This window comes from Amycolatopsis sp. NPDC023774, assembly GCF_040639695.1.
Lineage (GTDB): Bacteria > Actinomycetota > Actinomycetes > Mycobacteriales > Pseudonocardiaceae > Amycolatopsis.
This window is the reverse complement of the sequence record NZ_JBFAAJ010000036.1, coordinates 53,607-65,334: the sequence shown is the minus strand read 5'-3', so window position 1 is coordinate 65,334 and position 11,728 is coordinate 53,607. Positions and strand designations below refer to the sequence as shown.

At 70.0% G+C, this 11,728-nt stretch carries 10 protein-coding genes, 1 pseudogene and 1 riboswitch; of the genes and pseudogenes, 1 reads left to right on the top strand and 10 read right to left on the bottom strand.

Annotated features, from left to right (window positions below; genetic code table 11):
• The 10 genes and pseudogenes from AB0F91_RS40730 to AB0F91_RS40685 form a co-directional block, all read right to left on the bottom strand.
• Positions 1–113, bottom strand: a pseudogene (locus AB0F91_RS40730) (lipoyl synthase); the annotation flags it as partial.
• Entirely contained in the window at positions 110–1,399 is a 1,290-nt protein-coding gene (glyA, locus tag AB0F91_RS40725) for a serine hydroxymethyltransferase (protein ID WP_360606773.1), read from the bottom strand. The gene glyA and the pseudogene AB0F91_RS40730, both read right to left, overlap by 4 nt.
• A complete protein-coding gene (gene gcvH / locus AB0F91_RS40720) occupies positions 1,399–1,776 on the bottom strand; it encodes a glycine cleavage system protein GcvH (RefSeq protein ID WP_360606771.1) in 378 nt (125 codons plus the stop codon). The genes glyA and gcvH overlap by 1 nt, the downstream gene beginning before the upstream one ends.
• A gap of 14 nt (positions 1,777–1,790) precedes the next feature.
• Entirely contained in the window at positions 1,791–2,912 is a 1,122-nt protein-coding gene (gcvT, locus tag AB0F91_RS40715; RefSeq protein ID WP_360606769.1) for a glycine cleavage system aminomethyltransferase GcvT, read from the bottom strand.
• Positions 2,913–2,918: 6 nt separating this feature from the next.
• Complete coding sequence (gene gcvP, locus AB0F91_RS40710; protein ID WP_360606767.1) at positions 2,919–5,810, bottom strand: aminomethyl-transferring glycine dehydrogenase; 2,892 nt, start codon at positions 5,808–5,810, stop codon at positions 2,919–2,921.
• Positions 5,811–5,888: 78 nt separating this feature from the next.
• Positions 5,889–5,982, bottom strand: a riboswitch (glycine riboswitch).
• Positions 5,983–6,083: 101 nt separating this feature from the next.
• Positions 6,084–6,536: a hypothetical protein gene (locus tag AB0F91_RS40705; protein WP_360606765.1), complete on the bottom strand. Its 453-nt coding sequence runs from the start codon at positions 6,534–6,536 to the stop codon at positions 6,084–6,086.
• A gap of 155 nt (positions 6,537–6,691) precedes the next feature.
• Positions 6,692–7,459: a 3-oxoacyl-ACP reductase gene (locus tag AB0F91_RS40700; RefSeq protein WP_360606763.1), complete on the bottom strand. Its 768-nt coding sequence runs from the start codon at positions 7,457–7,459 to the stop codon at positions 6,692–6,694.
• 5 nt (positions 7,460–7,464) lie between these two features.
• A complete protein-coding gene (locus AB0F91_RS40695; RefSeq protein WP_360606761.1) occupies positions 7,465–8,832 on the bottom strand; it encodes an aldehyde dehydrogenase family protein in 1,368 nt (455 codons plus the stop codon).
• Entirely contained in the window at positions 8,829–9,560 is a 732-nt protein-coding gene (locus AB0F91_RS40690; RefSeq protein ID WP_360606759.1) for a gamma-glutamyl-gamma-aminobutyrate hydrolase family protein, read from the bottom strand. The genes AB0F91_RS40695 and AB0F91_RS40690 overlap by 4 nt, the downstream gene beginning before the upstream one ends.
• Positions 9,541–10,908, bottom strand: coding sequence for a glutamine synthetase family protein (locus AB0F91_RS40685; RefSeq protein ID WP_360606757.1), 1,368 nt, complete (start codon positions 10,906–10,908; stop codon positions 9,541–9,543). The genes AB0F91_RS40690 and AB0F91_RS40685 overlap by 20 nt, the downstream gene beginning before the upstream one ends.
• A gap of 224 nt (positions 10,909–11,132) precedes the next feature.
• Here AB0F91_RS40685 and AB0F91_RS40680 point away from each other — a divergent pair, with 224 nt between their 5' ends.
• Positions 11,133–11,654, top strand: coding sequence for a general stress protein (locus AB0F91_RS40680; RefSeq protein WP_360606755.1), 522 nt, complete (start codon positions 11,133–11,135; stop codon positions 11,652–11,654).
• The last annotated feature ends 74 nt before the right edge of the window (positions 11,655–11,728 follow it).

The window sequence follows — 11,728 nt, the reverse complement described above, 5'->3', positions numbered from 1 at the left end:
TCCGGCCCCATCCGCACCTTCGTCCTGATCCACGACGGCTTCTTCTCAATAGGCGTCTCGCTGTTGCGGACCTCAAGCCGCAGCAACTTCCGCCCCTCGGGCTGCGCGCTCATCGCGACAGGTCCGAGTACAGCGGGTGCTTCTTCGCCAGCAGCTCCACGCGCCCGCGCAGCGTCTGCGCCGCGGGCTCGTCGAAATCGGGCTTCAAAGCCTCGGCGATCACGTCGGCGACCTCGGCGAAGTCCTCCGCGCCGAACCCGCGCGTGGCCAGCGCCGGCGTGCCGATGCGCAGGCCGGAGGTGACCATCGGCGGCCGCGGGTCGAACGGCACCGCATTGCGGTTCACCGTGATCCCCACGGAGTGCAGCCGGTCCTCGGCCTGCTGACCGTCCAAAGCGGACTGCACGAGGTCCACGAGCACCAGGTGCACGTCGGTGCCACCGGTCAGCACGCGCACGCCCGCTTCGGCGCAGTCCGAACGCGACAGCCGGTCGGCCAGGATCCGCGAGCCTTCGAGCGTGCGCTCCTGACGCTCGCGGAACTCGTCGCTCGCCGCGATCTTCAACGCCACGGCTTTGGCCGCGATCACGTGCTCCAGCGGCCCGCCCTGCTGACCGGGGAACACCGCCGAGTTGATCTTCTTGGCCAGCTCCTCACGGCACAGGATCAGGCCGCCGCGCGGGCCGCCCAGCGTCTTGTGCGTGGTCGTGGTGACGATGTCCGCGTGGGGCACCGGCGACGGGTGCAGCCCCGCGGCCACCAGGCCCGCGAAGTGGGCCATGTCCACCATCAGGCGAGCGTCGACCAAGTCCGCGATCCGGCGGAACTCCGCGAAGTCGAGCTGACGCGGGTAGGCCGACCAGCCCGCGATGATCAGCTTCGGCTTGTGCTCCAGGGCCAGCCGCTCGATCTCGGCGACGTCGACGATCCCGGTCTCTTTGTCGACGTGGTAGGCCACGACGTTGTAGAGCTTGCCGGAGAAGTTGATCTTCATCCCGTGCGTCAGGTGGCCGCCGTGGGCCAGGTCGAGGCCGAGGATCGTGTCGCCCGGCTTCAGCACGGCGAACATCGCCGCCGCGTTGGCCTGCGCGCCGGAGTGCGGCTGCACGTTCGCGTGCTCGGCGCCGAACAGCGCCTTCGCCCGGTCAATGGCCAGCTGCTCGACCACGTCGACGTACTCGCAGCCACCGTAGTAGCGGCGGCCGGGGTAGCCCTCCGCGTACTTGTTGGTCAGCACCGAACCCTGCGCCTCGAGCACACCCACGGGCGCGAAGTTCTCCGACGCGATCATCTCCAGCGTCGACTGCTGGCGGTCGAGCTCCGCCGCCACGGCCGCGGCGACCTCCGGGTCCACATCGGGCAGATGAGCGTCGAACGTGCGGGTTTCGAGACCAGCCATCAGTTCTCCTGGGTGAGCGCGGCGTACGCGGCGGCGTCGAGCAGCTCCGGGACGTCGCCCGTGAGCCGCACTTTCAGGAGCCATCCTTCGGTGTACGGGTCGGAGTTCACGATCTCGGGGGTGTCCGATGTGGTCTCGTTCACCTCGACGACCTCGCCGCTCACCGGCGAGTACAGCTCGCTCACGGACTTCGTCGACTCGACCTCGCCGAACACCTCGCCCGCGGTCACCGTGCCGCCCACGGCGGGCAGCTGCACGAACACGATGTCACCGAGCGACTCGGCGGCGAAGGCGGTGATGCCCACGGTCGCGACCCCGTCCACGACGGACAGCCACTCGTGTTCTTTGGTGTAGGACAGGTTCTGGGGGATGCTCACGGAATCTGGGTCCTTTAGGCTCGGGAGTAGAAGGGCAGGGCGACGACCTCGACGGGCTCGATCCTGCCCCTGATGTCGACGGAAAGCTTCGTACCAGGCTCTGCGTACGCCCGATCGACGTACGCCATGGCGATCGGGTAACCCAGCGTCGGCGACAGCGCACCACTGGTCACAGTGCCGATGTTCTGGGGGCCCGCCGACGCGTCGCCGGAAAGCACGGCGTAACCGTGCCGCGGCGCCCGGCGACCGGTGGCCCGCAGCCCGACCCGCACGCGCGGAACATCGGCCTTCGCCAGCTCCTCCAGCGCGGCCCGGCCCACGAAGTCACCCGGCTTCTCGAACTTCACCACGCGCCCCAGACCGGCGGCGAACGGATTGAGCTCCCGCGTGAGCTCGTTGCCGTACAACGGCATCCCCGCCTCGAGCCGCAGCGTGTCGCGGCACGCCAGCCCGCACGGCACGAGCCCGTGCGGCTCGCCGGCCTCGGTCAGGATGCGCCACAACGCGGGCGCCTCGGCGGCGGGCACGAACAGCTCGAAGCCGTCCTCACCCGTGTAGCCGGTGCGGGCCAGGAGCACCTCGTGCCCCTTCACCACCACGGGCACGCTCGCGTAGTACTTCAGCGCGCCCAGGTCCGCGTCGGTCACCGCGGCCAGCACGTCGACCGCACGCGGGCCCTGCACGGCGATCAGCGCCGTGTCCGCGGACCGGTTCTCCACCACGGCGTCGAACCCCGCCGCGCGTTCGGCCAGCGCTTCGGCGACCACGTCGGCGTTGCCGGCGTTGGCGACGACCAGGTACTCCTCGTCGGCGAGCCGGTAGACGACCAGGTCGTCGAGCACGCCGCCGTCGGCGTCGCAGATCATCGTGTAACGGGCGCGGCCCGGCTTCACGCCGGTCAGGTTGCCAACCAGCGCGTAGTCGAGCACATCCGCGGCCTGCGCGCCGCGGACGTGGATCTCGGCCATGTGCGACAGGTCGAACAGCCCGGCCGCCTCGCGCACGGCCTTGTGCTCGGCCAGCTCACTGGCGTAGCGGACCGGCATCGACCAGCCCGCGAAGTCGGTGAACAGCGCACCCAGTCCCTTGTGGACCCCGTGCAGGGAAGTCGCTTTCGCTGCGTTTGTTTCAACCACGGGTGCTCAGCCTTCGTACGCGTTGAGCGGCGGGCAGGAGCAGACGAGGTTGCGGTCTCCGCGCGCCCCGTCGATCCGCCGCACCGGCGGCCAGTACTTGTTCTTGCGCGACACACCCGCCGGGTACACCGCCAGCTCACGGTCGTAGTCCGCCGTCCACTCGCCCACCAGCGTCTCCGCCGTGTGCGGAGCCGCGCGCAGCGGGCTCGTCTCCGCGGTCCAGCGCCCGGAAGCGACCTGGTCGATCTCGTGCCGGATGGCGATCATCGCGTCGCAGAAGCGGTCGATCTCGCCGAGGTCCTCGCTCTCGGTGGGCTCCACCATGAGCGTGCCCGCGACCGGGAACGACATCGTCGGCGCGTGGAAGCCGTAGTCGATGAGCCGCTTCGCGACGTCGTCGACGGTCACGCCGGTGTCCTTGGTGATGCCGCGCAGGTCGAGGATGCACTCGTGCGCGACCAGGCCGTCCTGCCCGGTGTAGAGCACCGGGTAGTGCGGCGACAGGCGGGCGGCGACGTAGTTGGCGGCGAGGACCGCGACCTTCGTGGCCGCCGTGAGGCCGGGCGCGCCCATCATGCGCACGTACGCCCACGAGATCGGCAGAATCGACGCCGAGCCGTAGGGCGCGCCGCTGATCGGGCCGACGCCGGTGGCGGGGCCCGCGGCATCGAGCAGCGGGTGGTTCGGCAGGTAGGGCGCGAGGTGCGCGCGCACCGCGACCGGCCCGACGCCGGGGCCGCCACCGCCGTGGGGGATGCAGAACGTCTTGTGCAGGTTCAGGTGCGACACGTCGCCGCCGAACTCGCCCGGCTTCGCCAGGCCCAGCAACGCGTTGAGGTTCGCGCCGTCGACGTACACCTGGCCACCGCCGTCATGCACGATCTTGGCGAGCCGCTCGATGCCGTGCTCGTACACGCCGTGCGTGGATGGGTAGGTGACCATGATCGCCGCAAGCGTCTCGCGGTTCGCATCCACCTTGGCCTGCAGGTCTTCGAGGTCGACGTTGCCCTCGTCGGTGCACTTCACCACGACGACGCGCATGCCGGCGAGCACCGCCGACGCCGCGTTGGTGCCGTGCGCGGACGACGGGATCAGGCAGACGTCGCGCTCTGGCTGGCCGTTGGCGTGGTGGTAGCCGCGGATGGCGAGCAGACCGGCGAGCTCCCCCTGGCTGCCGGCGTTGGGCTGCAGCGAAACCTCGTCGTAGCCGGTCACTTCGGCGAGCCAGCCCGAGAGCTGCGCCACGAGCCGGTGGTAGCCCTCGGCGTCCTCGGCCGGCGCGAACGGGTGGATGCCCGCGAACTCGCGCCAGCTGATCGGCTCCATCTCGGTGGTGGCGTTGAGCTTCATCGTGCACGAGCCCAGCGGGATCATGCCGCGGTCGAGCGCGTAGTCCAGGTCGGCGAGCTTGCGCAGGTAGCGCAGCATCGACGTCTCGGAGCGGTGCGTGCTGAACACCTCGTGGGCCATGAAGCCGCTCTCGCGCACGATGTCGCTCGGCAGCGCGGTGGCGATGGCCCACTCGGCGTCCACGCCGAACGCGCGCAGCACCTGCGCGAGGATGTCGGGCCGGGTGACCTCGTCACAGGCCACGCGCACGTGGTCGGCGTCGACGTGCCCGAGGTTGATGCCCGCCTCGCGAGCGGCCGCGTGGATCTCGGCGGCGCGGCCGGGAACGTGCGCGACGACCGTGTCGAAGAACGATTCGTGCACGACCTCCACACCACCGTCGCGCAGCGCCGCGGCGAAGCCCGCCGCCAGTTCGTGCACGCGGGTCGCGATGGCCTTCAGGCCGTCCGGGCCGTGGTACACGGCGTACATCGCGGCCAGCACGGCCGGCAGCACCTGCGCGGTGCAGATGTTCGACGTCGCCTTCTCGCGGCGAATGTGCTGCTCACGAGTCTGCAGCGCGAGCCGGTACGCCATGTTCCCGTCGGCGTCCACGGACACGCCCACCAGCCGGCCCGGCAGCGAACGCTCGAGCCCGGCACGCACGGCCAGGTACCCGGCGTGCGGACCGCCGTAGCCCAGCGGCACACCGAAGCGCTGCGTCGAACCCGCGGCGACGTCCGCGCCGAACTCACCCGGCGAGGTGATCAGCGTGAGGGCGAGCAGGTCGGCGGCCACCGTGTACAGGGCGCCCGCGGCCTTCGCGGCTTCGGAGATGGCGTGGTAGAAACCGCGGCCCCGCAGCACGCCCGACGCGCCGGGGTACTGCACGACGACGCCGAAGAACTCCTCCGGCAGCCCGGTGAGCAGGTCGCGCACCTGCACGTCGATGCCCAGCGCCGCGGCGCGCGTGCGCACGACCGCGATCGTCTGCGGCAGACACTCGGCGTCGAGCACGATCACGTTGGACTTCGACTTCGATGAGCGCCGCATCAGCGTCATCGCCTCGGCGACGGCCGTCGACTCGTCGAGCATCGACGCGTTGGCGATGGTCAGGCCGGTGAGGTCGGCGACCATCGTCTGGAAGTTCAGCAGCGCTTCGAGCCGGCCCTGCGAGATCTCCGGCTGGTACGGCGTGTAGGCGGTGTACCACGCGGGGTTCTCGAGCACGTTGCGGCGGATCACGCCCGGCGTGACGGTGTCGGAGTAACCGAGGCCGATCATCTGCGTCATCGGGCGGTTGAGCGCCGCGAGCGCGCGCAGCTCGGCGGTCGCTTCCTCTTCGGAAGCGGCCGCGGGCAGGTTCAGGTCACGGGTGGTGCGGATGGCGGAAGGGACGGCCGCCTCCACGAGGGCGTCCAGGCTTCCGTGACCGCATTCGGCGAGCATCTTGGCCCGCTCGGCCTCGGCGGGGCCGATGTGGCGGGCGTCGAACGGTGTGGAGGTGATGGGAGCTCCTCGGGCCGGGCACCGGGCGCAGCGGTGCGCTGGGAACTCCCCCTCTGTCATGGGCACCTGAGAGTTTCACCGCGCAGCGCGGCTTTCACCTTGGGTGAGGCGCGGGTGCGCCTGCTTTCCAGAGTGGCCTCGCGCGAAGCGGTAGTGGGTACCTGAGAGATTCCGGGGAGTTTGCTCCTTCGGTGCCCCACCGGTCTCATGGGGGCTCTCCCGCTCCTGCTCGAACGGCCCGGTATTGAATTGGATGCTGTTGAGTTGGGTGTGCAGCTGTGTGCTCGCGGCCACCGTACCTGCCGCTTTGCAAACCAGTCTACCTCGGACGGTTCACGCCACACCCGCCGAGCCGCGGCTGAAGGTGCGCAGGTTCCGAGTCTGCGCGGGGAGCGTCACGGGGACCTTCGTGATCTTCGGCGGACCGGCCAGCAACGCGCACAGGTCGGCACAGCGCGTGAGCAGCACGGCGAGGTCGCGCAGCTCCTCGTCGTCGGTCCCAAGACAGGACTGCGCGCACAGCGACAGCAGCCGCGCAGCCTCGCCGCACATCGCCCTCACGGACATGCGCACCATCGCGACCTCGGCGGCCATGCCCGAACACCAGTCCAGGGTGTCGGCGCACAGGCGCGACATCGACGCCGCCGCGAGCATGACCGGTCCCATCGTGGCGAGCTCAGTGCCGGGCTCGGCCGGCCACGTGAACACTCGTTCGCACCGCACCCGGCACAGTTCGCAGAGGTCGGCGACCTCCTGCAGCATCGGAGACGCTTCGCGGATCGGCATGGCACCCTCCCGGACCGGGCGACCGGGCCGGTCGCCACCGTTCCGGTCTACCCACCGCGAAACCGGACGGGGGGCGTCGCCACCGGAACAGGCGGAAGATCAACCCGTCCCGGTGACGTCGTTCAGCGTTGAAAATGTCCGTCAGGTGCGTCTGTCTACAGCGGAGTGACGTACGCGCCTGAGATGCCACCGTCCACGAGGAACTGCGAAGCCGTGATGAAGCTGGCGTCGTCGCTGGCCAGGAAGGCCACCGCGGCCGCGATCTCCTCCGGCTCGGCGAACCGGCCGACGGGCACGTGCACCAGCCGACGCGCCGCGCGTTCCGGGTCCTTCGCGAAGAGCTCCTTCAGCAGCGGCGTGTTCACCGGCCCCGGGCACAGCGCGTTGACACGGATGTTCTCCCGCGCGAACTGCACACCCAGCTCCCGGCTCATCGCGAGCACCCCACCCTTCGACGCGGTGTAGGAGATCTGCGAGGTCGCCGCGCCCATCACGGCCACGAACGACGCCGTGTTGATGATCGAGCCCTTGCCCTGGCGCTGCATGTGCGGCAGCGCGGCCTTGCAGCAGAGGTACACCGAGGTGAGGTTCACGCGCTGCACGCGCTCCCACGCCTCGAAGTCCGTGGTGAGGATGGAGTCGTCCTCGGGCGGCGAGATGCCGGCGTTGTTGAACGCCACGTCGACCGCGCCGAACTGGGCCACGGCCGTCTGGAACAGGGCGTCCACCTGCTCCGGATCGGTCACGTCGGCCTGCACGAACAGGCCCCCGACCTCCTCGGCCGCGGCCTTGCCCTGCTCGGGCGTGAGGTCGCCGATCACGACCTTCGCGCCCTCGCTCGCCAGCCGGCGCGCCGAGGCGAGGCCGATGCCGCTGGCCCCGCCCGTGATCACGGCGACGCGGCCCTCTAAACGCTGCACCATCTCTGTCAGTCCTCCGTGCTCAGGAAAACGTTCTTCGTCTCGGTGAAGGCCGTCGGCGCGTCGGGGCCCAGCTCGCGGCCGAGGCCCGACTGCTTGAACCCGCCGAACGGCGTCCAGTACCGCACCGACGAGTGCGAGTTCACCGAAAGGTTCCCCGACTCCACCCCGCGCGCGACGCGGAAGGCTCGCCCGACGTCGCGCGTCCAGATCGACCCGGAGAGGCCGTAGTCAGTGTGGTTGGCCATGCGGATGGCATCGGCCTCGTCGTCGAACGGCACCACGGCCACGACCGGGCCGAAGATCTCGTCGGCGGCCAGCGGGTCGGCCAGGCTCGCCGGCGTGACGACGGTGGGCGCGAACCAGTAACCCGGCCCTTCGGGCGCACTGCCGCGAAACGCAACAGGGGTCGCGTCAGTGACATACGACGACACCTTCGCGCGGTGCGCCGCGGAGATCAGCGGGCCCATCTCCGTGCCGTCGTCGCCGGGATCGCCGACGACTACGCCCCGCACGGCCGGCTCCAGCAGCTCCATGAACCGCTCGTGGGCGCTGCGCTGCACCAGGATCAGCGAACGCGCGCAGCAATCCTGGCCGGCGTTGTCGAACACGCCGTACGGCGCCGTCGCGGCGGCCTTCTCCAGGTCGGCGTCGGCGAACACGACGTTGGCGTTCTTGCCGCCCAGTTCCAGCGTCACGCGCTTCACCTGCGCGGCACAGCCGGCCATGATCTGCTTGCCGACCTCGGTAGAGCCGGTGAAGACGACCTTGCGCACCAGCGAGTGGTCCACGAACCGCTGCCCCACCACCGAACCCTTGCCCGGCAGGACCTGGAACACGTCCTCGGGGAGGCCGGCCTCGCGCGCGAGCTCGCCGAGGCGCATCGCGGTGAGCGGCGTGAGCTCCGCGGGCTTGAGCACCACGGTGTTGCCGGCCGCGAGCGCCGGCGCGCAACCCCACCCCGCGATGGGCATCGGGAAGTTCCACGGCACGATCACGCCGACCACGCCGAGCGGCTCGTGGAAGGTCACGTTCACCCCGCCCGGCACCGGGATCTGTTGCCCGATCAGACGTTCCGGCGCCGCGGAGTAGTAGTTCAGGACGTCGCGGACGTTCCCCGCTTCCCATCGCGCGTTGCCGATGGTGTGGCCGGAGTTGTTCACCTCGAGACGCGCGAGGTTCTCGAGGTCGGCCTCGACGGCGTCGGCGAAGCGGCGCAGCAGCCGCGCGCGATCGCCGGGCGCGACGGCGCGCCACGCGGGGAACGCGGCGTGGGCGCGGGCGATCGCCGCGTCGGTCTCCTCGGCGCTCGTGAGCGTGACCGACCGCACCACCTGCTCGGTGGCGGGGTTGATCACGTCGAACGTCTGGGTCACTTGCGCTCCTCTGCTGCTCGGACTGCGGCTTGGACCAGGGCCCGGAACAGGCGGACGTCCTGGGTGTCGTGCTCGGGGTGCCACTGCACACCGAGCACGAATTCGTCGCCGGGCAGCTCGGCCGCCTCGACGGTGCCGTCGGCGGCGTGCCCGGACGCGATGAGGCCGTCGCCGAGCCGGTCGACGGCCTGGTGGTGGTAGCAGTGGCCCTTCGTCTCGGGCCCGAGCAACGCGGCGGCGCGCGTGCCGTCGACGAGGGCGATGCTGCTGGTGCCGAACGTCGCAGGCGCGGGCTGGTGCGCCGTGTCGCCGAGGGATTCGGGCAGGTGCTGGGTGAGCGTGCCGCCGAGGGCGACGCTGATCACCTGCAGCCCGCGGCACACGCCGAGCACGGGCTTGCGTGCCTCGCGCGCCGCCTCGAACAGGCCGAATTCGAAGGCGTCGCGGTCCGGGCGCGTGTACGTGGCCGGGTGCGGTTCGGCGCCGTACTTTTCCGGTTCGACGTCCGCGCCACCGGTGAGCACGAGCCCGTCCACGCGGTCGACGAGGCTCGCGTACGCGTCCGTCAACGGCGGCAGCAGCACCGGGATCCCACCGGCGGCCACGACGCAGTCGGAGTAAACCCGGTGCAGCAGCGTGGCTTCCGTGTCCCATGCGAGGAACTTGGCCTGCTCGACGTAGGTGGTCAGCCCGATGACGGGTTTCCGGTCAGAGACGTTCGAAGCCACGGATGAGCTCCCAATCGGTCACGGCCTTCTCGAACGCGTCCCGCTCCACGCGGGCGGCGTTGAGGTAGTGGTCCACCACATCGTCGCCGAAGGCCTCCCGCGCGAGGCGGCTGCCCGCCAGCACGTCCGCGGCCTCACCCAAAGTGGTGGGCACGGTCGGCTTGTCGGAGCCGTACGCGTTGCCCGTGAACTCCGGCTCCAGCGGCAGCTCGTTCTCGATGCCGTGGAGGCCGGCGGCGATCAGCGCGGCGACGGCGAGGTACGGGTTCACGTCCCCGCCCGGCACGCGGTTCTCCACGCGCAGCGAATCGCCGTGGCCCACCACACGCATCGCGCACGTGCGGTTGTCGGTGCCCCACGCGACGGCCGTCGGCGCGAAACTGCCGCACACGAACCGTTTGTAGGAGTTGATGTTCGGCGCGAAGAAGTAGGTCAGCTCACGCAACGCGGCCAGCTGGCCGGCGAGGAAGTGCTCCATGAGCGGCGAGAAGCCGTGGTCGCCGTCGCCGGGCAGGACCGCACTGCCGTCCGTGCCGCGCAGGCTGAGGTGGATGTGGCAGGAGTTGCCCTCGCGTTCGTTGTACTTCGCCATGAACGTGAGGCTCTTGCCCTCCTGCGCGGCGATCTCCTTGGCGCCGTTCTTGTAGACGCTGTGGTTGTCGCACGTGGTGAGCGCCTCGGCGTAGCGGAACGCGATCTCGTGCTGGCCGGGGTTGCACTCGCCCTTGGCCGACTCCGGGTACAGGCCGGCGCCCGCCATCTCGTTGCGGATGCGGCGCAGCAGGGGCTCGACGCGCGCGGTGCCGAGCATCGAGTAGTCCACGTTGTACTGGTTCGACGGCTTGATGCCCTGGTAACGCTTCTCCCACGCGGCTTCGTAGCTGTCGTCGAACACAATGAACTCGAGCTCGGTGCCGGCGAACGCCTGCAGCTTCTTGTCGGCCAGCCGTTCCAGCTGCCGACGCAGCACCTGCCGCGGCGACACCGCGACGGGGCCGCCGCCGTCCACGCGCTCGACGTCCGCGAGTACCAGCGCCGTGCCCTTCTGCCACGGGACGAGGCGAAGGGTGGTGAAGTCGGGGCGCAGCACGAAGTCGCCGTAGCCCGCGTCCCACGAGGAGATCGCGTAGCCGTCCACGGTGTTCATGTCGACGTCGACTGCCAGCAGGTAGTTGCACGCCTCGGTGGCGTGGCCCACGACCTCTTCCAGGAAGTACTCGGCCGAGCAGCGTTTGCCCTGGAGCCGGCCCTGCATGTCGGTGATCGCGACCAGCACCGTGTCGATCGTGCCCGCCGCGACCTGCTCCCGGAGCGCGTCGAGCGTGAGCAACCCTCGCCTGCCAACCATGGCACCGCCCCAAAGGTTTGAATGGGATCCTTTGCGGGTTCTTCCTACCGGCCGGTGCTCGCGGGGTCAATCCGGTCAAAGGTATTCTCAGAACCCTTTGAGTAAGCACCGCGTAAGAGCCTCGTATGTCCGGCTTGCCCGGCTGAGAAGAATCTGTGAATCGTGGGGGTGCGGGACCAAACGCGCCGTCTCGGGCGTTGAACGGGACAAGAGAGGTGAGAGGGATGACAGAAGCATTCACGCAGTCCACGATCAGCCGGCAGCAGGCGCGGCCGCAGCTCCCGACCATGCCCACAGGCTGGCCGATCGGCTCCTACGAGTCCTACGAGCAGGCACAGAAGGCCGTCGACCACCTCGCGGGTACCGACTTCCCGATCAGCGACGTCACCATCGTCGGCATCCAGCCGATGCTCGTCGAGCGCATCGCGGGCCGCATGAGCTGGGGCAAGATGCTCAGCAGCGCCGCCATGTCGGGCGCGGTGTTCGGCCTGTTCCTCGGCCTGGTGCTCAGCCTGCTCAACCCCGCCGCGGGCCTGCTGTCCATCGTCATCGGCCTCGTCGCGGGCGTCGCCTTCAACCTGCTGTTCGGCGCCCTGGGCTACGCGTCCAACCGCAACAAGCGCGGCTTCGTCTCGCAAAGCCAGCTCGTCGCCCAGCGCTACGACGTCCTGTCGCAGCCCCGCAACGCCGAAAAGGGCCGCGCCCTCCTCGCGGACCTCGCCGCCCGCTCGGCCTTCGGCCACTGACGTAGCTCCCGAAGCTCGGGCGCCTGGGTTTCGAACCCGGGCGCCCGAGTTCAATTTCGCCTGGTGTTCCTCGG

Coding starts and splice junctions, on each gene's coding strand:
- glyA (WP_360606773.1), bottom strand. CDS start 1,399: ATGGCTGGTCTCGAAACCCGCACGTTCGACGCTCATCTGCCCGATGTG.
- gcvP (WP_360606767.1), bottom strand. CDS start 5,810: ATGACAGAGGGGGAGTTCCCAGCGCACCGCTGCGCCCGGTGCCCGGCC.
- AB0F91_RS40705 (WP_360606765.1), bottom strand. CDS start 6,536: ATGCCGATCCGCGAAGCGTCTCCGATGCTGCAGGAGGTCGCCGACCTC.
- AB0F91_RS40700 (WP_360606763.1), bottom strand. CDS start 7,459: ATGGTGCAGCGTTTAGAGGGCCGCGTCGCCGTGATCACGGGCGGGGCC.
- AB0F91_RS40685 (WP_360606757.1), bottom strand. CDS start 10,908: ATGGTTGGCAGGCGAGGGTTGCTCACGCTCGACGCGCTCCGGGAGCAG.
- AB0F91_RS40680 (WP_360606755.1), top strand. CDS start 11,133: ATGACAGAAGCATTCACGCAGTCCACGATCAGCCGGCAGCAGGCGCGG.